Below are 21,393 nucleotides of genomic sequence, written 5' to 3' on the forward strand. Positions count from 1 at the left end.
CGCCGCTGCCCGCGCCATCGCGGGCAGCGGCCCCCGTCACCGTACGGTCACCTCGGTGGCCAGTCGGCGTCGGTGGTCGACTTGCCGCTGGCTGCCGACCAGCCGGACCGCGACCCGGTGACGGACGTCGATGCTCGACGCGGCCAGCCGCAGTTCCAGGTCGCCGGGCTCGACGACCCGCCGCCCGTCCCGCCCGGTGAAACACGACAGGTCGGCGGAGAAGTCGAACTCGACCCAGCGCGCCTGGCCAGCCTGCAACGGCACCCGGGCGTACCCGACCAGCCGGATCACCGGTCGGGTGACTTGCGCCACCGGGTCGTGCAGGTACAGCTGGACGATCTCGCTGCCTGCCCGGTCACCGGTGTTGCGTACCCGCAGCCGAATTCGCAACGTGCCGTCGGTGCCGATCTGCGCAGGGGTCGCACCCCAGCCGTGCTCGACCCCGTCGACCAGCGGCGTCGACCACTCGAACGAGGTGTACGACAGGCCGTGGCCGAACGGGTACAGCGGACCGGGATCCACATTGCTCACCTCGGTCCGGTGTCCCAGCAGCGGGCTGAGGTAGCTGGTCGGCTGGCCGCCGGCCAGCCGGGGAACCCCGATCGGCAACCTGCCGGACGGGCAGACCCGGCCGCTGAGCACACCGGCGACCGCACCGCCTCCCTCGGCGCCGGGGAAGAACGCCTGCACCACCCCGGCCAGCCGGTCGGCGTACCGGCCGAGCGCGTACGGGCGTCCGGTCAGCAGTACCAGCACCACCGGAGTGCCGGTGGCCACCAACGCCTCGATCAACTCACCCTGCCGTCCGGGCAGTTCCAGGTCGGTGGCGTCGCAACCCTCGCCGGAGGTCCCGGCGCCGAACAGCCCGGCCCGGTCCCCGACCACCGCGACGCAGACGTCGGCCCGTGCCGCGGCGTCCGCGGCCACCACGATGCCCGGGGTGTCCTGCCCGTCCACCGGGCCGGTGACGACGTGCTCGATGGCCGCCGCGGGCAGCTCGGCCCGCAGCGCGGCCAGGACGGTCCCCATCTGGGGTTGGTCCCCGACACCGGCTGGAACGGTACCGACGTGACTGGGGAACGTGTAGCAGCCCAACAGCCCGGTGACCGAGTCGGCCAGCGGCCCGACAACCGCGATACGGCCCCGCTCGGGCAACGGAAGGACGGCGTCGTTGGCCAGCAGCACCACCGATTCCTCGGCCAGCCGCCGGGCCAGGTCCCGGTTCGCCGGCGAATCCAGGTCGATCCCCGGACCAGCGGACGGCCCGCCCGCCTCGCCCGTGCGGTACCCACCGGCCAGCGCCGGTGGCACCGGATCCCAGTCCGGGTCGAGCAACCCCAACTCACACTTCTGCCGCAGGACGCGGGTGACGGCCCGGTCGACCACCGACTCCGGTACGGCGCCCTGCCGGACCGCCTCGACGAGCGGGGGACCGTAGCACCGTACCGCCGGCAGTTCGACATCGACCCCGGCGTTGAGCGCCAGGGCGGCGGCGGTGGTGGGACCGTCGGCCACCCGGTGCAGCAGCTCCAGGAACGACACGCCGAAGTAGTCCGCGACCACGGTGCCGGTGAACCCCCAGCGGCCACGGAGCAGATCGGTGAGCAGACCGCCGTCTGCCGCCGCCGGGACGCCGTCCACCTCCGCGTACGAGTGCATCACCGACCGGGCGCCGCCGTCCCGGACGGCCATCTCGAACGGTGGGAGCAGGACGTCGGCGAACTCTCGCGGGCCGACCGACACCGGCCCGAAGTTGCGCCCCGCCCGGGAGGCCGAGTAACCGGCGAAGTGCTTGAGGGTGGCCACCACCCCGGCCGATTCCAGCCCGCGTACGTACGCCGTGCCGATCGTGGCGACCAGGTACGGATCCTCGCCGATGGTCTCCTCGGTGCGACCCCAACGGGGGTCCCTGGCCACGTCGAGCACCGGTGCGAGTCCCTGGTGCACCCCGACCGACCGCATGTCCTGCCCGATCCGTCCGGCCATCTGCGCCACCAGGTCGGGGTCGAAGCTGGCACCCCAGGCCAGCGGGGTCGGGTACACGGTGGCGCCCCAGGTCATGAACCCGGTCAGGCACTCCTCGTGGATCAGCGCGGGAATACCGAACCGGTTACCGGCGACGATCTCGGTCTGCAGCCGGAGCAGCGCCCCGGCGCCGTCGGCCGGAGTCACCGCCGCGGTGCCGAACGGCCGGGTCAACTGCCCCAGGCCGGTGTGCAGCAGGCCGGCCCAGTCGACCGACTCGTCGACCAGGTCATGCTGCAACGGGGCCATGTCGTCGATCGAGGCATTGGCGCCCCGCCAATAGCTGTACAGCTGTGCGACCTTCTCCGTCAGCGACATCCGACTGAGCAGGTCGAACACCCGTTCCTCCACCGCCAGGGTGGGATCGCGCCACGGTGCTGACCGGTCGGGGGTGTCGTCGGCGGGCGGCCCGGCCGCCCGCCCGGTGGCCGCGGTGGCGGCGTGATCGTCCGGTTGCCCGGCCGGACCGGGCTGGGCCGGCCCCTCGTCCAGGGCGTAGTCCTTGCCGCTCACCGGCAGCCTCCTGTCGATCGTCGCCGCGCCAGTCCGATCCCGGCGCCGCCGGACCGTCGCGCCCTGTTTTCCGACATGTTTCCGGAAACTTACAACCCCGTCGAGATCCAGCGCCCCACAGTTTGCTGGCAGTGTCCGGGTATGCTCCCGCATCGTGGGCGCCGCAAGCGCCCCGTCCGGCTGCCGTTTGGGCCACCGCCGCAAGATTTTCCGGAAAGTTCCAACCGGTGGTGTGGTCGACCCGGTCGCCGGTATCGGCGACACACTGCCGGCCGGGTCGATGCCAAGCGTTTTCCAACTGCGGCAAGATAGGGCCCGGACTCGGCGTACGGAGCCGGACCGGCTGGCGGAAGGTTCGGTCGTACGCTGAAGCCTCGACGAAGGAGCTGCTGCCGTGACGGTCGATGAAGGACGCAGGATCACGATCACCGCGATCGCCCAGGAAGCCGGTGTCTCCGTGCCGACCGTGTCACGGGTGCTGAACGGTCGCAACGATGTCGCCCCGCAGACCCGTGAGCGGGTCGAGGAGCTGCTGCGTCGGCACGGCTACCGGCGGCGGGCGACCCGGTCCCGCGCCGGTGCCAGCCTGATCGACCTGGTCTTCAACGACCTGGACAGCCCGTGGGCAGTGGAGATAATCCGCGGCGTGGAGGACGTCGCGCACGCCGCCGGGGTCGGTACCGTCGTCTCCGCCATCCACCGCCGGTCCGCGTCGACCCGGCAGTGGCTGCAGAACCTGCGTACCCGGGCCACCGACGGTGTCATCCTGGTCACCAGCGAACTCGCTCCGCCGCTGCACACCGAACTGCGGCGGCTCAACGTTCCGATGGTGCTGGTCGACCCGGCCGGCGTCCCGAGCCTGGACATTCCCACCATCGGGGCGACCAACTGGGCCGGCGGACTGCGGGCGACGGAACACCTCATCTCCCTGGGACACCGCAGGATCGGCTTCATCGCCGGTCCGCCCCGGCTGCTGTGCAGCCGGGCCCGGCTCGACGGCTACCGGGCCGCGCTGGAGGCGGCCGAAATACCGCTGCGCCCCGAGTACGTCGTCCCCGGCGACTTCTACCATGAGTCCGGCTTCGCCGGCGCGGCCGCGCTGTTCGACCTCGACGAACCACCCAGCGCGATCTTCGCGTCCAGCGACCAGATGGCCCTCGGTGCCTACGAGGCCCTGCGGCAACGCGGTTTGCGGGTCCCGGACGACGTCAGCGTGGTCGGCTTTGACGACCTGCCCGAGGTGCAGTGGTCGTCGCCGCCGCTGACCACGGTGCGCCAGCCGCTGGCCGAGATGGGGCTGCTCGCAGCGCGGACGGTGCTGCGTCTGGCGCAGGGGGAACCGCTGGAGACACCGCGGGTGGAGCTCGCCACCGAGCTGGTCGTGCGGGACAGCTGCGCGCCGTACCAGGAGCTGTGATCCTCAGCCGGTCCGGGTGCCCGCGAGGTTAGTGACGATCCGCCCCGGGTACCACCCGCAGGCAGGACCGTGCCGGCGCGGAACCGGCGCGTGTCGACCGACCCGCAGGGGGCAGCCATGACACTCGACGACGACGACATCCGTAGCACCGGGCCCGCAGCGGGTCACGGACCCGCCGACGGTGGGGCGAATCCGGCTGGGCGGGACGGTGGTGCCGATGGTGGCGCTGGTCCGAAGGCGCAGGAAGGCCCGGCTGATGGTGGGGCGAATCCGGCCGGCCGGGACGGTGGTGCCGACGGTGGCGCTGGTCCGAAGGCGCAGGAGGGCCTGGCCGACGGTGGGGCGAATCCGGCCGGCCGGGACGGTGGTGCCGACGGTGGGGCGAACCGGCGTTGACCCAGTTGCCCACCGCGTCACGCGGTGCCGGCACCGGCGGACCTGGACTCCCCGACCGGCTGCGGATCGCCGCGACGTCACCGGGCCCGCCGGGCGGTGCGGACCCGTCCCGCCGCCCGGCGGCGCTGACCCGGTGTGTTGCCGTGGACCCGGCGACCTTCGCGGATGTCTACTGGGGGCGTAGACCGCTGCTGTCCCGCGCCGGCGACCTGGCCGGCCCCGCCGGATTCACCGATCTGCTCGATCGCCCCGCGGCCGACCAACTGCTGAGCCGGCACGGCCTGCGTACCCCGTTTCTCCGGGTGGCCCGGGACGGCGAGGTGTTCGCGGAACCGACCTACACCGGCGGTGCCGGCGCCGGTGCCGAGATCGACGACCAGGTGCTCGACGAGCGGGTGTTGGGCCTGTACGCGGACGGCGCCACCCTGGTTCTGCAGGGCCTGCACCGGCTCTGGCCACCGATCATCTCGTTCGTCGGCGAGTTGTCCACCACGCTGGGCCAGCCGTTGCAGGCCAACGCCTACCTCACCCCGGCCGGCAGCCGTGGGTTCGCCACCCACTACGACACCCACGACGTGTTCGTCCTGCAGACCGAGGGCCGCAAGCGGTGGCGGGTGCACGATCCGGTACTGATCGATCCGCTGCCCCAGCAGACCTGGTCGGGCCGGGCCGACGAGGTAGCCGCCCGGTCCGAGGCCGCACCTGCGCTGGACGTCGTGCTCGGCCCTGGCGACGCCCTCTACCTGCCCCGAGGCTGGCTGCACAGCGCCACCGCGCAGCAGGAGAGCTCGATCCACCTCACCGTCGGGGTCCGCGCGTTCACCCGCTATTCGCTGGTCGAGGCGCTGCTCGAGCTCGCCGTCACCGAGCCCCGGCTGCGCACCTCGCTGCCGTTCGGCGCCGACCCGGGCGAACCGGCCGGGATCACCTCGGAGCTGACCGCAACGGTGGCGGTACTGCGTGACTGGTTGGCCTCCGTTGAGCCCGGCCAGGTCGCGGCGCGGATGCGCCGTCGGGCCTGGTCGGCGGCCCGCCCGGCCCCACTGCCCCCACTGCAGCAGGCGGACCGGATCCGGACGCTGACCGTCGACGACGTCATCCGCCGCCGCCCGGGGTTGCGCTGGCGGCTCACCTCGCAGTCGGACGACCGGGTCACCCTGCAGATCTTCGACCGTACGGTGGAGTTTCCGGGTAGGTGCGCCCCGGCCCTGCGGACGGTGCTGGACACCGCCGGTGTCCGGGTCGGTGATCTGCCCGGGCTGGACACCACCGCCGACCAGCTGGTGCTGGCCCGCCGTCTGCTGCGCGAAGCGGTCGCGGTCGCCGGCTGATCCACCGGGGCCGGGCGTCGTTCCGCCGGCTGATCCACCGGGGCCGGGCGTCGTTCCGCCGGCTGATCCACCGGGGCCGGGCGTCGGCGGGTCAGCCCAGCCCGGTCAGCAGGGCGGCGGTCGCCGCCAGGCCGGCGACCAGGACGATCGACACGGTACGCAGGTCGAGCACCGCGTGCCGGCGGTCGGCCAGCGCCTTCGCCGGACCCAGCCCGAGTAGCGGACCGACCAAGGTGACCACGAGCGCGATCACCGGCATCCCGACCGCCAGGTCGCCGCCGTAGCGCTGGCCAGCCCACCGCGCGGCGGTGGACAGCCCGAACGCGGCGGCGGCTCCGGCGGCGCCGAACACCGCCAGCACCGGATACGCCGACCGGGGCAGGGGGCCCACGTCGTTGGACCGCTCGACCAAAGCACGGGCGGCCGCGAGCCAGTGCTCCGGATCGTCGTCGACGGCGGTACCCGGGGGCGTCGGCAGTGGCGGCGGGAGGCCGCCGAGCCGTCCGGCCACCGGCCCGAACCGGTGACCGACCTCGGTCCAGATGTCGGCGGCCGCCCGGTCGACGTCCGCCAGCTCCCGGCTTGCCTGATCGTGGAGCTGGTGCAGCTCCGCCAGGTCGGCCTCCACCTCGGCCACCGCGGTCTGCGCGCCGTCGCACCGTTGCGCGTACCACTGCTGCGCTTCGTCCCGACGGTTCTGCAGCGCGGCGGCGAGCTCGGCGAGCCGGCGCATCAGCTCGGGATAGGAGGCGTCCATCAGGTCAGCCCGTACGGGATGATGACCTCGGCGCTGCGGTGCACCGTCCGGTCGAAGAACAGTGCCCGCCACGGCCGGGGATACCAGGCCGGGCCGCCGGCCCGGGGGTACAGCGGCGGTCCGAGGTCGGAGCCGTGCACGTCCAACGCCACCCAGGCACCAATCTGGTCGGTCCGTGAGCCGACCCCGCCGAGATCGTCGCGCATCCGGGCCACCCCGCGCCACCAGCCCAGCACGTGGGTGTGCCGCTCCGGCCCGAGGTGCAGCACCCGGCGGAGCCGGTCCAGGCCGGAGCGGCCGGCGAACTTCGCCGCCAGCCGTCCGGCGGCGGCGTCGACCGCGTACAGCACCAGGAAGTGTGGGCGGACCGGACCGTCCAGCACGTCACCGGAGAGCCGGTCGGCGGTGTCCGCGAGCAGCCCGCCGACGGTATCCAGGTCGTACAGTCCGGTGCCGGCCGGCAACGCCGCGTGTAGCCGGTGGGCGGCTGCCTCCGCGTCCGGGTCCAGACAGGCGACGTCGAACCGCGCCGCGCCGGGCGGGTACTGCCGGGCCAGCGACCGGGCACCGGCGTCGAGCAGGGCGCACGCCTCGTCCACCCGGGTGCCCAGTACCGCGAGATTGCGTCCGGGTGCCCGGGCCAGGCTGAGCCGGGCGGAGCGGGCCAGTACGTCGATCGTCTCGCCGAGCAACGCCACCGGTATGCGCGGTCCGTCGCCGTCGGCGACCAGCGCCTGGTAGTCCGGTGCCTCAACCAGCCGGGGCACCACGTCGCCATCGAACAGCCGCGGCGTGGGCAGGTCGGCGGGCCGCCGTCGCCACAGCCGGTGTTGCAGCTCTTGCCAGGTGTCCCGGTCGCTGGCCGGCGGAACCCGGACGATCTGGTTGGCCTCCGTTGCCCCGGACTCGGCGTTGACCACGGCGTGATGGCGGGGCAGTGACTCCGCTGCGGTGTTGGTCTCCGGCAGGACGCGGCGCGCCTTCGGTAGCGCGATCCGTAGTGCGAACTGGGCGATCAGCGCGGTACGCCCCCACAGCGCCTGGATACCGGAGACGTCCTGGGACGCCAGGATCAGGTGGATGCCCTGTGACCGGCCCCGCCGGGCCAGGTCCTCCAGCAACGTCGCGGCCTCGGTGGCCAGCGCGTCGTTGCCGGCGAGCAGCACCTGGAACTCGTCGATCACCGCCACGATGCGCGGCCACCGGCCCTGTGGGTCCTCCGCGCGCAGCTCCGCCAGCTTCGTCACCTCGTGGCGTTTGGCGGCGTCGGCCCGCTGCCGCAGTTGCGCACCGAGGAAGTGCAGCATCGCCAGGCCGAACTCCCGGTCGGTGTTGACGTTCACCCCGACCAGCCGGACATGCGGCAGGAAGCTGGGGTCCCGCCGGCCCGGCGCGAACCGGGCAAAGGACACCCCCTCCTTGAAGTCCAGCAGATAGAACTCCAGCTCGGTGGGGGAGTAGCGGGCGGCCAGGGCACCGATCCAGGCGTAGATCAGGTTGGTCTTTCCGGTGCCGGACGGCCCACCGATCAGCGCGTGCGGCGGATAGTCGCTCAACGTCACCGTCACCGGCCGGCCCCGTGGGCTGTCGCCGACCGGCGCGGTCAGCCCGGCGGTGGCGTCCTCGGTCCATTCCTGTTCGGGCAGCAGATCGCTGAATACCGCCGGAACCGGGCCGGCGGCGACTGCGGCGGCGATCTCCCGGCAGGTACGAGTGACCAGCTCGGCCGGCGGCGGCGGGTCGATCCGCACCGGTAGCTGCGGATAGCCGCTGACCCGAGCCGTGCTGCCGGAGACCGACACGGTGGTCACGGTGGGCGTGGCGCTGAGCCCGACACCGCGGACGATCAGATGGACGCCGCAGGCAGCCCCGGCGCGGGTGATCCGGTCCAGCTGAGCCCGTTCGTGCCGGGAGAGCTCCTCCCCGGGCCCGCCGAGCAGGACGGCGATCCGCCACGGCTCGGGCCGTCGGCCGGTGGCCGTCGCCAGTTCGCTCAGCGATCGGAACTCCCCGGCCAGCACCGTCTCGTTGATCCGGCGGATGTGGTCGACCAGCTCGTCCAGGTGCCGGCTCAACCCACCGGGGCCGGCGAAGGTGAGCAGGCCGGGTCCGGCCAGCGGGGCGAAACCGGCGAGGCCGCCACCGAGCTGTTCCGGGTCGTAGCCGGTCAGCCGGACGGTGCCGGGCGCGGTACGGCCGAGGATCCGCAGCAGCAGCGCGGACAGCACGGCGTCACACCCCGCTCGGTCGGCGCCGTCCAGCGCCACGTGGCCGTGGTCCAGGACCGCGACGAGCGCGGGTACGGCGGGACCTCCGGCCAGCCCGGTCAGGCCGATCCGGGCAGCTCCTGGCGCTTCCGTGCGCGTCGCCGGAGCAGGATGCCACCGAGCCCAGTCAGCGGCGGCGGCTCCCGGTGCCGCCCGGTCAACCGCCGCGACGGCTCGCCGGGCGGTCACCGCTATCTGATCGCGGTACTGCTCGGCGAGGTCGGCTAGCCGGCGGTCGCGGTGCACCGCGGCTCGGTGCGGCACCTGCTCGGCTGCCATGCGTACCCGTTTGAGCTGCTGTTCCGCAGCGGCGATGTCCTGTTCGACGTCGTCGAGTCGGTTGCGGGCCGCCGCCCGGGCATGACCGAGCGCCCGGCGGACCGCGGCTACCAGCTCGGCCCGCGCGTCAGGCATCGCGCCCCCGCAGCGGTCGGGGCTGCTCCGGGCGCAGCGTCTGCGGCTCGCGGTCGAGCAGCCGTAGCAGTACGCCGGTGAGTACCGCACCGGCGACCGCCGAGTCGGCCGGGTGCGGCGGAGCCGGAGGCTGCCCGGCCTGTTCACCGTCGGCCCGGTGAACGTCGCCGCGCCGATCGTCGGCCGGCACCCGGCAGATCCGGGCGAGCAGGGTCGACAGCACCGAATCCGGCATGCCGGGTAGCAGCTCGCGTACCTGTCGGGTGGTGGCGGAGGCGAGCCGACGCAGGTCCTCGGCCTGCGGCTCGTGGTCCAGCAGGTCCCCGGCGAGGCGGTGCAGCAGCGGTGGGGTGACCGCGGCGAGGTTCAGGCCGGTCGGCGCGGCCGCCGCGGCGAGGTCGCGGTGCAGTCCGGCCCGGTCCTCCTGACGGACCGCCGTCGCGACCCTGCGCAGCAGTTCGGCGGTGTCTGTGGCGGCGTCCGGCCCGGGCGTGTCGGTCGCGGCGTCCGGCCCTGGCCCGACCCCGGACTCCCGGTCGGTCAGCTCCGCGACCCGGGCGGCCCACCAGTTGCCGAGCTCGGGTGCGGCGGGCGCGCTCGCCCGTCCGGTGCCGCCCGGTGCCGCCGTCGGGTCCCGGTCGCTGTCCAGCGCCGCCCGCCACCCGCCGTCGCCCCCCGGCGCCGGGCCGGCACCGAAGCCGATCGCCGCCAGGTAGTCGTCCACTGACTGCGCAGCGACCCGCATCGCGTGGCCGGCCTGCTCCGCGTGTTCGGTGGCGCCGGCGAGCTGTGGCACCGCCAGCGGGTCCGCCGATTCCTGGCGGACCCAGATGAGCAGCTCGGTCGCGGCACGCAGCCGCTGCACCGCGACCGCGAGCTGGCCCACCGGCAGGTCGTCGGTGGCCGCCCGGACCCGGGCGGCGAGATTCTCGGCGAGCGACATTGGTGACTACAGCGTCGCGGAGTACGTCTGCGCCTGTTCGACGGCGGCGAGTGTGGCGGCGAGGCACTCCTCGAGCTCGGAGCTGGCCTGGAACAGGGCGGCCTGGGCCGCTCCGACCGCCTCGTGGCCGCTGCCCTCAAAGGCGGCCGCCAGGCTCTGCTGCGCCTCGGCGATCTTCTCGCTGGCGGCTTGGACGGCAGCCTGGCCCTCCGACACCTGCATGATCGCGGCTTCGATGGCGGACTTGACCTCGGCGACACTCGCCACGGGCGAAACCTCCTCAAGGGGCTGGAAGGCTCTATTAGAGCTTACCGCTGGTGGGTGATTGCTGCCCGGCTGTCTGATCCCGCAGATAGGCTGGTCCGCAGCGACCGTCCGGCCGTCGGCGCTCGGCCTGCGTGAGCTGGGCAACTGCCGGTGGCGGATCAGGTATTCAGGCTGAATACCGGTCAGAAGTCCGACACCGGACCGGTCAGCTGCCTGGTCAACCATCGGGGTCCGTGGATCTGCGCGCCCACTTCGGTGACCCGGTCCCGCAACCGGCGGTCGGCCGTGACGACTACCACCCGCCGGTCCGGTCCGCCCTCGGCGGCGATCTCGACGATCAGATCGTCTCCTGACCCGGGAGCCACGCCGATCCGTACCCCGTCGGTCGGCGGCAGACCACGGGCCGCCCCCTCGACCACCAGGACCACCTCCAGCGGGCCGGTCAGCTCGGGGAGTCCCCGGTCGGCGACGCCGACCAGTTGATCACGCAGCCGGGCGGCCGCCGCCATCCGGTCGCGCCACCAACCGTCGGGTCGGGAGCCGACCACGTTCGCGCCGTCCACGATCAGCAGAGTCCGCATCCGGCAAGCCTGCCAGCATGCGCGGCCGTGGACCCGGCGCCCCGGCCGGCCGCACCAATCCCGACCCACGTGCCGGTACCTCGACGGCATGCGGGGTGGTTTCGGACGTCGCTCGTCGACCGGGACGTTTGGCCCGGGACGGCCCGGGTAGCCACGGTCCGGTTCACAGCCGGCGGGGGCGAAACGGCGAGGGGGCGCGCAGATGAGTGACGGACCGTACGGCCCGGGAGGGCTCGGCACCGATCCCTGGGAGGACCTGCTGGCCCGGTTTCTCACCGGCGGCGAGCCCCGGTTGCCGGTGCACCGGGTCGACATCACCCGGCTGATGAGTGGCGATGCCCGTGACCTGCTCACCGCCGCCGCCCGGCGGGCGGCCCAGGCCGGCACCAGCGACCTGGACACCGATCACCTGCTCTGGGCGGCGTTGCAGCGTCAACCGCTGCGGGAGCTGGTCCGCCGGGCCGGGGCCGACCCGAACGGGCTGCTCGCCGAGTTGGGCGGACCGGCGGCCGGCCGGGGCGAGGTACCGGCCAACCTCTCGCTGACCCCGGCGGCGAAACGTGCCCTACTGGACGCGCACCAGCTCTCCCGGGCCACCGGCGCGACCTACATCGGGCCCGAGCACGTGCTGATGGCGCTGGCGGTCAACCCGGAGTCGGCCGCCGGGCGGATGCTCGCGGCCGGCCACGTCGAACCCCGGTCGCTGCAGAACGCCAGCGCCGAACGCGGCGGTGCGGCCAAGCCGCGGACGGCCCGCGGGACCCCGACCCTCGACCAGTACGGTCAGGATCTGACCGAACTCGCCGCCCAGGGTGCGATCGACCCGGTCGTCGGCCGGGGTGAGGAGATCGAGCAGGCGGTGGAGATCCTGTCCCGGCGGACCAAGAACAACCCGGTGCTGATCGGGGAGGCCGGGGTCGGCAAGACCGCGATTGTGGAAGGACTGGCACAGCGCATCGTCGACGGGGACGTCCCTCAGACGCTGATCGGCAAGCGGGTGGTGCAACTGGATCTCGCCGGGCTGGTCGCCGGTACCCGGTACCGCGGCGACTTCGAGGAACGGCTGAAGAAGGTCATCGACGAGATCCGTAGCCACGGCGACGACCTCATCGTCTTCCTCGACGAGCTGCACACCCTGGTCGGGGCGGGCGGCGGCGGCACCGAAGGGTCGATGGACGCCAGCAACATGCTGAAACCTGCGTTGTCCCGAGGCCAACTGCGGGTGGTCGGCGCGACCACGCTGGACGAGTACCGGCGCAACATCGAAAAGGACGCCGCGTTGGCCCGGCGGTTCCAGCCGGTCCTGGTGCCCGAGCCGACCGTGGCGGACACCATCGCGATCCTGCACGGTCTGCGGGACCGCTATGAGGCGCATCACCAGGTGCGGTTCACTGACGACGCGCTGCTGTCGGCGGCGGAACTCGCCGACCGCTACATCAGCGACCGGTTCCTGCCGGACAAGGCGATCGACCTGATCGACCAGGCCGGCGCCCGGGTCAGGCTGCGCACCCGCACACCGGCCGCCGACGTACGGGACCTGGAACGGCAGCTCGAGCAGTTGCACCGGGACAAGGCCCAGGCAGTCGCCGACGAACAGTACGAACGGGCGTCCGGCCTGCGGGACCAGTTGACGCAGGTGCAACAGCGGATCGAGACGGCCCGCAGCCCGGACAGCGCCGGGGTGCCCCAGGTCAGCATCGAGGAGATCGCCGAGGTGGTATCCCGGGCCACCGGCATTCCGGTCAGCCAGCTCACCGAGGAGGAGCGGGACCGGTTGCTACGGCTGGAGGGCGAACTGCACCAACGGGTGGTCGGCCAGGACGACGCGGTGACCGCGGTCGCCGAGGCCGTCCGTCGCTCGCGGGCCGGGCTGGGAGACCCGGACCGGCCGGTCGGCAGTTTCCTGTTCCTCGGACCCACCGGCGTCGGCAAGACGGAGCTGGCCCGGGCCCTCGCGGCGGCCCTGTTCGGTGACGCCGACCGGATGGTCCGACTCGACATGAGCGAGTTCCAGGAACGGCACACGGTGAGTCGGCTGGTCGGGGCACCGCCCGGGTACGTCGGCTACGAGGAGGCCGGCCAGCTGACCGAGGCGGTTCGCCGACGACCGTACGCGGTGGTGCTGCTCGACGAGATCGAGAAGGCGCACGTCGACGTGTTCAACGTATTGCTGCAGCTGATCGACGACGGCCGGCTGACCGACAGCCAGGGCCGGACGGTCAACTTCCGTAACGTGGTTCTGATCATGACGAGCAACCTCGGCTCGGAGCTGATCACCGGCGGCGGCCGCAGTGTCGGCTTTGGTGGGACGGACGGCGACAGCCCTGACGACGACCTGCGCGAGCGCCTGCTGCGCCGGCTGCAGGAGGACTTCCGGCCGGAGTTCCTCAACCGGATCGACGAGATCATCATCTTCCGGCAACTGGCCCAGCAGCAGCTGCGCCAGATCACCGACCTGCTGCTGGAGGAGACCCGCCGGCGGCTGCACGCCCAGGACATCGCCGTGGAGGTCACCGATGCGGCGGCCGACTGGATAGCCGAAGCCGGATACCAGCCGGAGTTCGGCGCGCGGCCGATGCGTCGGACGATCCAGCGGGAGGTCGACAACCAACTGTCCCGGTTGCTGCTCGACGGCACGTTGGCGGCGGGGCAACGGGTCACCGTCGACGCGCGGGACGGTGGTCTGCGGTTCGACGTCGACAGTGCGGCCGAAAGGAGGATACGACCATGAGTCAACCGGAGGAACAACGTGAGAAGTCCGCGAAGACCGACGAGGTGCTGGCCCGGAACAGCCCGCTGGACACCGGGACCGGACCCGGCGCCGTCCTGGCGGACACCGATGTGCGCCCGGAACCGGCCGGTACCCAGACCCGGGCCGACTCCGACGATCCGGTGAGCAGCACCGAGCCCCCCGACTGACCGTCAAAGTGAGGAGGTTGTCGATGGCGGCGCACCGGCGTACCGACACCGACACTGACCAGTTGTGGAACGAGTTCCACGCGTACGTGAACATCAGTTCGGAACAGCTGCGTGACTGGCTGCTGACCGAGGCGTCCGGCGAACAAGCGTTCGTCGGACCCGGCGTCGACCTGCCGCAGCCGGGTGGCGCCGTACTGGCGGTGCTGGGCAAACGGCGGGTGGATCTGACCGAACCGGACCGGCAGGTGATGGCGCGGGTCGTCGAGGAGATCCGGGACCTGCTCGCCCGCCGCCCGGCGGCGGGCGCTGCGGACGACCGGTGGCGGCGGGCGCTGCTGGACCTGGGGCACGATCCGCTGCGCGTCGACGCAGACACGGCGGGCTGACCAGTCACTTCCACCTGGCGCACGCCGACGGCGGGTCCCGTTCCCGGTACCCGCCGTCGGGGCGTGGCTCTGCCGGTTCGTCTCCCGGCCCGACCGGCTCGGCCGGGAGACGAACGGCTACGGCCGGGTGATGCCGAGCGAGTAGCTGCCCGAACCGCTGTACGCGTGGACCACGTACCGGTAGTAGCCGGAGGAACCGCTGTAGGTCAGCGTCTCGTCCGGACCGGGGCTGGTGCCGCTGGCCACGCTGACCCAGCTGCTGCCGCTCCACCGCTGCAGGTACAGGTCGAAGTCGCGGCTGGTCGGCCCGTCCAGGCAGGCCCGGTGGGTGCCGGAACCGGCGCTGAAGTAGCTGCCGTTGGGTTGGATCTGGGTGCCGCCGGAGGAGAGCGAACCGGTGTAGGTGTTCTGGTAGCCGCTGCAGGTTCCGCCGCCCGGCGGCGGGGTGGTCGGCGGCGGGTTGCCGCCACCGCCGGTCCGCAGCGTGAGGCCGTACACCGAGAGGATCTCGTTGACCGGCTGGAAGTAGGTGGTGCCGCCGGTCGAGCAGTTGCCCGAACCGCCGGAGGTGACGCCCTGGGCCTGCTGGCCGGAGAGCCACGACCCACCGGAGTCACCGGGCTCGGCGCAGGCGTTGGTCCGGGTCAGGCCGGACACTCGGCCCTGCGGGTAGTTCACCGTCGAGTTCTTGGCCTGGATGGTGCCGCAGCGCCAACCGGTGGTGGATCCGGACCGGCAAACCGACGCGCCGACCGCCGCCTCGGCCGAGCCGGCGACCGTGACGTTGCCGCCGCTGTAGTTGTTCACCCACGGCTGCGGCGTCCAGTTCGAGTTGGTCTGTACCCAGGCGTAGTCGTTGCCGGGGAACGACGACCCACGGAAGGTGCCCTGCGACACCTGGTTGTAGCCCTGGGTGGCGGTGCCCACGCTGCCGCAGTGCCCGGCGGTGACGAACCCGCCGGTCACCGAGAAGCCGACCGAGCAGCGCCCGCCCATGTAGTAGGCGTCGCCTCCCCGGACGTCGTACAGGGTGGTCGGCGTCTCATCGGTGCGCACGACCCGTACCGCGTCCGCAGCGGCACCGCTGCCGGCGACGAAGCTCTCGGCCGCCGAGACGTCGCCGCGGGCCAGCACCACCACGGCGTTGGTGGCCACGTCGACGTACCAGCCGGCGACGGCGGTCGCCGGCGCCTTCGCCGCGGTGCGGTCGAGCTTGGCCTTGACCCGGTCGAGTTCGGCCGCGCTGCGGTCGACCACCTTGACCTTCGCGCCGGCGGCGGTCACCGCGGCGGCCTGGGTCGAGTCGGTGACCGCCACGGTCAGCGTGCCGCCGTCGGGGGACAGCCACGCCCCGCCGAAGTCGGTGCCGAGGGTGGCGCGCAACATCGCTTCCTTCTTGTTGGCGCTGGCCTCCTTGGCGATCCGGACCCGCGCCTGGTCTGCGGTAAGGCCCAGGTCACGCTGCATCGCCGCGAGCATTCCGGGTGCGGCCGCGTCGGCGACCGGCTGGGCGACCGGCCCGGCGCTGGGTGCTGCCATGGCGGGCATCGCGGCCAGACCGGCCGCCCCCAGTGGCAGGACGGCGGCTGCGGTGGCCGCGATCAGTGCTCGTCTCATCTGCTCCCCTGACGATTGAACGGGAAGTGACTCCGGCGGGGGCCAGGGATCGCCTGGCGGAACCGACCGGAGGCACGTGGCACCCCGACGTCTCCGATACCGACGGGGGCCGGAGCCCGAACGGTCCGCCGGTCGTGGTGCGCCGTCGGGCCCGGATGTCGGTGTTCGGGGTAACGTCGGGTTGCTGTCAACTTAATGGCGGTCTATGTCAGCAGGCAGATACCAGCTGGCTCATACCGTCACAGCGATCGGTCGGGGCGGAGCAGGGCCGGTCGGGGCGAGGCAGGACCGGTCAGCCCGGTCAGCCGTCCGAAACCGGGATCCCGGCCAGGCTCTGCGCCCCGAATCCGGGGTTGTCGGCGAGCCAGCCGAGATACTGCGGGTTGCGCCCCAGCGAGTCGGTGTACGCCGTGGTGGCGTGGGTGAACACCCGGTCGGCGAGGGCGGCGGCGGTCGCGTCCGGGTGCCAGCCCAGCAGCAGCCGCCAGCGCAGCGGCGCGCCGGCCAACGGTCGGGTCACCAGCCCGCTGATCGGCCGGAACGTCGCCTGGCACAAGGCGACGGCCTCGCCGGACTCGACCAGGTCGACACAGCCGCGGATGTCGGTCTCGTACATCTTGCGGGGGGTGAACCCGGACCGTGCGCAGGCGGCGGCGAAGCAGTCGCCGAAGCATCCGTCGCCGGGCGCGGCGACCCACTGCTCGTCGGCGAGCATGCCGAGCTCGATCTCCGGGCGGTGCGCCAGCGGGTGGGTCTCGGGCAACAGGACGAAGATCGCGTCGACGGCGACCGCCCGCCACGCCAGGCCGAACTCAGCCGACGGGGTGGCGTCGCCGCACACCCCGGTGAGCGCGTAGTCGAGTCGGCCGCTGAGCACCATCTGGGCGAGCTCGTCGACGTACCAGGAGGCGTAGGTGCTGATCTGCGCCTGCGGCTGGTCGGCGGCGAGCCGGTGTACCAGGCCACCCAGGATCGGGCTATTGACCCCGCCGAGCCGGAACCTGCTCATCACGCTGCCCGTGCCGGCCAGCCGGGCCGCTTCGTCCTGCAGCCCTTTCATCGCCGGCAGCAGCACCCGGGCCCGGGCCAGGACCAGTTCGCCCAGTGCGGTCGGCCGGGCGCCCCGCCGGTCGCGCTCGAACAAGGGCCCACCGAGGGTCCGTTCGATCCGTTGCAGTTGCGCGGTGAGTGCGGGCTGCGCCAACCCCAACATGGAGGCCGCCTTGGTGACGCTTCCCGTCTCCGCGATGGCGCAGACAACCCGCAGGTGCCGCAGCTCCAGGTTCATAACGTGACGGTAGGACCAGAACGGGATCGACGGGAAGACCTTCGATGCGGGAAACGTTCTCCGACATCAATATGGAACAGAACTGATCGGATATTCCGGACTAGCCGTCGCGGTCGACCGGCGTCGCCGTCAGATCCTCGGGATAGGTGGTACGGCCGGACAGCAGATCCCGGGTCTTGTCCAGCACCCCCAGCGCCGGGTCCACCACCCGGTTCCACGGCGGCCGCAGCGGGGCGTCGGGATGCGGCCGGGTCGGGGCGGCCTCCTCGGCTGTCTCCGCCCGGTTGCCCAGCCGGACGAGCTCCTCGTCGGTCGCCGCCGCCCGTAGCCCTGGCAGCAGCTGCTGCTCGACGACCGTACGGTGGTGCCGCCAGGCGGCGGCGACCCTGGCCGGTGTCCCGGCCGCCGCCACGTCGGATGAGCTGAGCACGTCGCGCAACGGGCGGTCCGTCGCGATGCCCTGGTCGGCCAGCGCGCCTCCGTCGGGCAGGGCCGCCCGGATGGCCGGGTAGAGGTACTGCTCCTCGGCCGACAGATGCCGGCTCACCACGGCGACCAGCACGTCCGCGATCTGACGCCGCCGGTCCGGGTCGGTTGCCGCGTCGAGCTGCTCGCAGAGCTGCTCGACGCGGCGGTGCTCCTCGACGAGCAGTGTGGTCAGCCGCGGTCCGCCCGGATCGTGCGGCAGGTCGTCGTCGCCGAGTTCGGGGATGGGGGGAAGGCCTACCGACACGATCGTCTCCTTCGGTGCGGACCGGGGACCTCGTACGGCCCGGCCGTTGTGGCCGGCAACCGTGCGGGTGCCGGCCCGGCGAATGCGGCGGTACCCACCACGCCGTCGTCCGAAACCGTGGGGCGTGCCGCGGCGGGGCTGGGGCAGCGGCCGGACGGCTGGTAAGAAGAACCGCATGACTGCACCCTCCCCGCCGCCGGCGCCGACCGACGAGGTCGTGCGGATCTGCCGCGACCTGCTGCGGATCGACACCACCAACACCGGTGACCCGCTGACCAGCGTCGGTGAACGGGTCGCCGCGGAGTACGTCGCCGACCAGCTCGCCGAGGTTGGCGTCACCAGCACCATCGTCGAGTCCGCACCCGGCCGGGCCAGCCTGGTCGCCCGCATCTCCGGTACCGACCCGTCCCGCGGGGCGCTGCTCGTGCACGGCCACCTCGACGTGGTCCCGGCCGACGCCTCCGAATGGTCGGTCCCGCCGTTCGCCGGCGAGTTGCGCGACGGCTACCTGTGGGGTCGTGGGGCGATCGACATGAAGGACTTCGACGCGATGGTGCTCGCCGTGGTCCGTGACTGGCAGCGCAGCGGGACCCGGCCACCGCGCGACATCGTGCTGGCCTTCACCGCCGACGAGGAGGCCGGCGGCCGGTACGGCGCCCACCACCTGGTGCAGCGGCACCCCGGGCTGTTCGACGGCTGTACCGAGGCGATCGGCGAGGTCGGCGGCTTCTCCTACACGGTGAGTGACGACCTGCGGCTGTATCTGATCGAGACGGCGGAGAAGGGCATCAACTGGCTGCGGCTGCACACCCGGGGCCGACCCGGACACGGCTCGATGATGCACGACGACAACGCGGTGACGGCGTTGTGCGAGGCGGTGGCGAGGCTTGGCCGACACCGTTTCCCGATCGTCGTCACCCCGACCGTGCGGGACTTCCTGGCCGAGGTCTCCGACGTGCTCGGCATCGAGTTCGACCCGGACGACCCGGAGTCGACGATCGCCAAGCTGGGGCCGATCGCGAACATCATCGGTGCCACGGTCCGTAACACCGCCAATCCGACCCGGCTGGACGCCGGATACAAGGAAAACGTCATCCCCGGTCGAGCCAGTGCCACCATCGACTGCCGGGTGCTGCCCGGCCAGGAGACCCAGTTTCTGGCCGAGCTCCGCCAGCTGATCGGCCCGGACGTGGAGATCGAACACGTGGAGCGGCAGCCGGCGATCGAGACGACCTTCGACGGTGCGCTGGTCGACGCGATGGCCGCCGCGCTGCGCCATGCCGACCCGGGTGCCCGGACGGTGCCGTACATGCTCTCCGGCGGCACCGACGCCAAGGCGTTTCGCCAACTCGGCATCCGATGCTTCGGGTTCACCCCGCTACGGCTGCCGGCGGAGCTGAACTTCTCTGCGCTGTTCCATGGCATTGACGAGCGGGTCCCGGTCGAGGGGCTACAGTTCGGCGTGCATGTGCTCGACCGCTTCCTGCGCCAGAGCTGACCGCCGGCGCCCTCATCGACGGTGAAAGGAATCCCACCCGTATGACCGACCAGCACACCGACCTCGACGCCGCGCTGGAGCAGGTGTTCCAGGCTGCCCGGGCACATCTGGCCACGGTCAAGGCCGCCGACGGCCGGATCGACGACGACGCGGTCTGGCAGGCGTACGTGACGCTCAACAACGCGTCGTACGCCTACGACGAGCAGTTGCTGGACGCCTTCGGTGAGGTGACACCCTGGGACGTCGAATCGATCGATCCGCAGGAGGCGGACGAACGGTTCGGTGTCGGTGCCGGCGGCGTCGACGGCGACGAGCCGGCCGACCCGCACCCGCAGGTCGTCTCGGTACGCCAGCGTCGTGACTACCGGGTGCCGTCGGTCGCCGCGCTGGTCCGCATCGCCGACGCGGCCCGCCGCCAGGGCAGCCCGTCCGCCGAGGCGGCCGAGCCGGTCGGTGGTGTCGGAGAGGCAGTGCTCGAGTTGCTGCAGGCCGGCGACGGCTCACTCGGCGCGCTGGACATCCCGGAGCTGGAACCGCTCGACGGCGTGGTCATGGTGCACGAGGTCACCACGCCGCTGGATCCGGAGGCGTTCAGCGACGGCGATGTCGACGGACCGTTCCGGTCGGTTCCCGGTGACGAGATCGTCGGCCGACTCGACGAGCACGCCTACCTGCCGGACGACGACGGCGACGACTCACCGGCCAGCGGCGCACCGGCCGGCGGTGGCCTGCGCTGAACACACCACCTATGTACTGAGCCCGGGCTGCGGCTGCCGGGCGATCCTGCGCCGGAGCACTACCTGGCGCGTCCCGTCACGGAACAGCCGCACCCGGGCAAGCTCCCAGCCAGAGAACTCGGCCTGAATCGCCAACTGCGCGGCCGCGGTCAACCGGTCGACATTCGGCGGCAACCGCAGCGGCGCGTACTCGTAGTCCATGACCACCATCCTGCCGCCGGCCCCCGGGCTGTGTCACCCGCCGGCCACCTCCGGTGGCTCTATCACCCGTCGCGTTCCGGATAGCCGACCGCTGGCGCCGAGACGTCGTCGAGTGCCCGGGTGATCTCCGTGGGTAGCGTCATCCGTTCGACCTGCAGCGCCCCGACCAGTTGCCCCGCCGTGCGTGCCCCGAGGATCGGCGCGGTGACCCCGGGGCGGTCCCGGACCCAGGCGAGCGCGACCTCCAGCGGTGCCACCCCCAGGCCAGCGGCGGCCGTCGAGACCGCCTCGACGATGCTGGAGCAGCGCGGCTCCAGGTAGGTCGCGACGAACAGTTCCAGATGCGGCGACGCGGCCCGGGAGTCGACCGGGCGGCCGTGCCGGTACTTGCCCGTGAGTACCCCGCGGCCGAGCGGTGACCAGGGCAGTACGCCCAGCCCCAGCGCGGCGCAGGCGGGCAGCACCTCCCGTTCGATCCCACGTTGCAGCAACGAGTACTCGACCTGTGCGGCGACCACGGCGGCCCGGCCGGGCACCGCGGCCTGCCAGGCCGCTGCCCGGGCGGTCTGCCAGCCGCTGAAGTTCGACACCCCGACGTACCGGACCCGCCCGCTGGTCACCGCCGTGTCCAACGCGCCGAGGGTCTCCTCCATCGGGGTGTCCGGGTCGTACCCGTGTACCTGCCACAGGTCGATGTAGTCGGTGCCGAGCCGCCGCAACGAGGCGTCGAGGGTACGCAGCAGATGCCAACGGGACGTGTCACGCCGCCGTGGCCCGCCCGGCCGCAACCCGGCCTTGGTAGCGATGACCAGATCCTCACGGGGCACCATGCTGTCCAGCAGCGAACCGATGACCGCCTCGGCGTCGCCGTCGCCGTACACGTCGGCGGTGTCGATCAGATTGCCCCCGGCGTCCAGGTAACTTTTCAGTTGCGCCGCGGCATCGTCGGCGTCGGTGTCCCGGCCCCAGGTCATGGTGCCGAGCGCGAGCCGGGAGACCGCCAGCCCGCTGCGGCCGAGCGGTCGCTGCTGCATGGATGCACCTTAAGCAGATCCTGGCGGTACGGACATCCTCACTCCCGCCGACGTCTGCTGCCGACCGGC

The 21,393-nt window shown here is 72.5% G+C and carries 19 protein-coding genes; 8 read left to right on the top strand and 11 right to left on the bottom strand.

The annotated features are described in order from the left end of the window. Nucleotides 1-36 precede the first annotated feature (36 nt). Nucleotides 37-2,538, bottom strand: a complete 2,502-nt coding sequence (locus tag O7629_RS10930) for a glycoside hydrolase family 3 N-terminal domain-containing protein (protein WP_278168980.1) — start codon at nucleotides 2,536-2,538, stop codon at nucleotides 37-39. A gap of 394 nt (nucleotides 2,539-2,932) precedes the next feature. Here O7629_RS10930 and O7629_RS10935 point away from each other — a divergent pair, with 394 nt between their 5' ends. The 3 genes from O7629_RS10935 (at nucleotide 2,933) to O7629_RS10945 (ending at nucleotide 5,682) form a co-directional block, all read left to right on the top strand. Further along, nucleotides 2,933-3,955 (top strand): LacI family DNA-binding transcriptional regulator, encoded by a 1,023-nt coding sequence (locus O7629_RS10935; RefSeq protein ID WP_278168982.1) that lies wholly within the window; start codon nucleotides 2,933-2,935, stop codon nucleotides 3,953-3,955. A 117-nt stretch (nucleotides 3,956-4,072) separates the two neighbouring features. Next, entirely contained in the window at nucleotides 4,073-4,351 is a 279-nt protein-coding gene (locus O7629_RS10940) for a BatC protein (protein ID WP_278168983.1), read from the top strand. Between the two features lie 65 nt (nucleotides 4,352-4,416). After that, nucleotides 4,417-5,682: a cupin domain-containing protein gene (locus O7629_RS10945; RefSeq protein ID WP_278174492.1), complete on the top strand. Its 1,266-nt coding sequence runs from the start codon at nucleotides 4,417-4,419 to the stop codon at nucleotides 5,680-5,682. A 91-nt stretch (nucleotides 5,683-5,773) separates the two neighbouring features. On the opposite strand, the gene O7629_RS10950 is transcribed toward O7629_RS10945, so the two are convergent. The 5 genes from O7629_RS10950 to O7629_RS10970 form a co-directional block, all read right to left on the bottom strand. After that, a complete protein-coding gene (locus O7629_RS10950; RefSeq protein WP_278168985.1) occupies nucleotides 5,774-6,439 on the bottom strand; it encodes a hypothetical protein in 666 nt (221 codons plus the stop codon). Further along, complete coding sequence (locus tag O7629_RS10955; protein WP_278168986.1) at nucleotides 6,439-9,120, bottom strand: FtsK/SpoIIIE domain-containing protein; 2,682 nt, start codon at nucleotides 9,118-9,120, stop codon at nucleotides 6,439-6,441. The genes O7629_RS10950 and O7629_RS10955 overlap by 1 nt, the downstream gene beginning before the upstream one ends. After that, nucleotides 9,113-10,063: a hypothetical protein gene (locus O7629_RS10960; RefSeq protein ID WP_278168987.1), complete on the bottom strand. Its 951-nt coding sequence runs from the start codon at nucleotides 10,061-10,063 to the stop codon at nucleotides 9,113-9,115. The genes O7629_RS10955 and O7629_RS10960 overlap by 8 nt, the downstream gene beginning before the upstream one ends. A gap of 6 nt (nucleotides 10,064-10,069) precedes the next feature. Further along, on the bottom strand, nucleotides 10,070-10,330 hold the full coding sequence (locus O7629_RS10965; protein WP_278168988.1) for a hypothetical protein: 261 nt from the start codon (nucleotides 10,328-10,330) through the stop codon (nucleotides 10,070-10,072). A gap of 182 nt (nucleotides 10,331-10,512) precedes the next feature. Beyond that, nucleotides 10,513-10,911, bottom strand: a complete 399-nt coding sequence (locus tag O7629_RS10970; protein WP_278168990.1) for a hypothetical protein — start codon at nucleotides 10,909-10,911, stop codon at nucleotides 10,513-10,515. 202 nt (nucleotides 10,912-11,113) lie between these two features. Here O7629_RS10970 and O7629_RS10975 point away from each other — a divergent pair, with 202 nt between their 5' ends. The 3 genes from O7629_RS10975 to O7629_RS10985 are packed head-to-tail and all read left to right on the top strand — an operon-like array spanning nucleotide 11,114 to nucleotide 14,216. Next, the gene (locus O7629_RS10975; RefSeq protein ID WP_278168992.1) at nucleotides 11,114-13,642 is read left to right on the top strand and encodes an ATP-dependent Clp protease ATP-binding subunit; all 2,529 of its coding nucleotides are present in this window, start codon (nucleotides 11,114-11,116) and stop codon (nucleotides 13,640-13,642) included. Beyond that, nucleotides 13,639-13,830: a hypothetical protein gene (locus tag O7629_RS10980; protein WP_278168993.1), complete on the top strand. Its 192-nt coding sequence runs from the start codon at nucleotides 13,639-13,641 to the stop codon at nucleotides 13,828-13,830. The genes O7629_RS10975 and O7629_RS10980 overlap by 4 nt, the downstream gene beginning before the upstream one ends. A 23-nt stretch (nucleotides 13,831-13,853) precedes the next feature. Further along, nucleotides 13,854-14,216: a DUF3140 domain-containing protein gene (locus O7629_RS10985; RefSeq protein WP_278168994.1), complete on the top strand. Its 363-nt coding sequence runs from the start codon at nucleotides 13,854-13,856 to the stop codon at nucleotides 14,214-14,216. Nucleotides 14,217-14,333: 117 nt separating this feature from the next. Here O7629_RS10985 and O7629_RS10990 read toward each other — a convergent pair whose 3' ends face one another. The 3 genes from O7629_RS10990 to O7629_RS11000 all read right to left on the bottom strand — a co-directional run bounded on the left by O7629_RS10990 (nucleotide 14,334) and on the right by O7629_RS11000 (nucleotide 17,854). Then, entirely contained in the window at nucleotides 14,334-15,833 is a 1,500-nt protein-coding gene (locus tag O7629_RS10990; RefSeq protein ID WP_278168995.1) for a S1 family peptidase, read from the bottom strand. A 301-nt stretch (nucleotides 15,834-16,134) separates the two neighbouring features. After that, on the bottom strand, nucleotides 16,135-17,121 hold the full coding sequence (locus O7629_RS10995) for a LysR family transcriptional regulator (RefSeq protein WP_278168997.1): 987 nt from the start codon (nucleotides 17,119-17,121) through the stop codon (nucleotides 16,135-16,137). 100 nt (nucleotides 17,122-17,221) lie between these two features. Continuing rightward, the gene (locus O7629_RS11000) at nucleotides 17,222-17,854 is read right to left on the bottom strand and encodes a hemerythrin domain-containing protein (RefSeq protein ID WP_278168998.1); all 633 of its coding nucleotides are present in this window, start codon (nucleotides 17,852-17,854) and stop codon (nucleotides 17,222-17,224) included. A gap of 175 nt (nucleotides 17,855-18,029) precedes the next feature. Here O7629_RS11000 and O7629_RS11005 point away from each other — a divergent pair, with 175 nt between their 5' ends. After that, complete coding sequence (locus O7629_RS11005) at nucleotides 18,030-19,352, top strand: M20/M25/M40 family metallo-hydrolase (RefSeq protein WP_278169000.1); 1,323 nt, start codon at nucleotides 18,030-18,032, stop codon at nucleotides 19,350-19,352. A gap of 41 nt (nucleotides 19,353-19,393) precedes the next feature. Next, entirely contained in the window at nucleotides 19,394-20,089 is a 696-nt protein-coding gene (locus O7629_RS11010; RefSeq protein WP_278169001.1) for a hypothetical protein, read from the top strand. 9 nt (nucleotides 20,090-20,098) lie between these two features. Here O7629_RS11010 and O7629_RS11015 read toward each other — a convergent pair whose 3' ends face one another. Both O7629_RS11015 and O7629_RS11020 read right to left on the bottom strand, forming a co-directional pair. Continuing rightward, the gene (locus O7629_RS11015) at nucleotides 20,099-20,290 is read right to left on the bottom strand and encodes a DUF5703 family protein (protein WP_278169002.1); all 192 of its coding nucleotides are present in this window, start codon (nucleotides 20,288-20,290) and stop codon (nucleotides 20,099-20,101) included. A 62-nt stretch (nucleotides 20,291-20,352) separates the two neighbouring features. After that, nucleotides 20,353-21,324: an aldo/keto reductase gene (locus tag O7629_RS11020; RefSeq protein WP_278169003.1), complete on the bottom strand. Its 972-nt coding sequence runs from the start codon at nucleotides 21,322-21,324 to the stop codon at nucleotides 20,353-20,355. Nucleotides 21,325-21,393 lie beyond the last annotated feature (69 nt).

The organism is Solwaraspora sp. WMMD792 (assembly GCF_029626105.1).
Lineage (GTDB): Bacteria > Actinomycetota > Actinomycetes > Mycobacteriales > Micromonosporaceae > Micromonospora_E.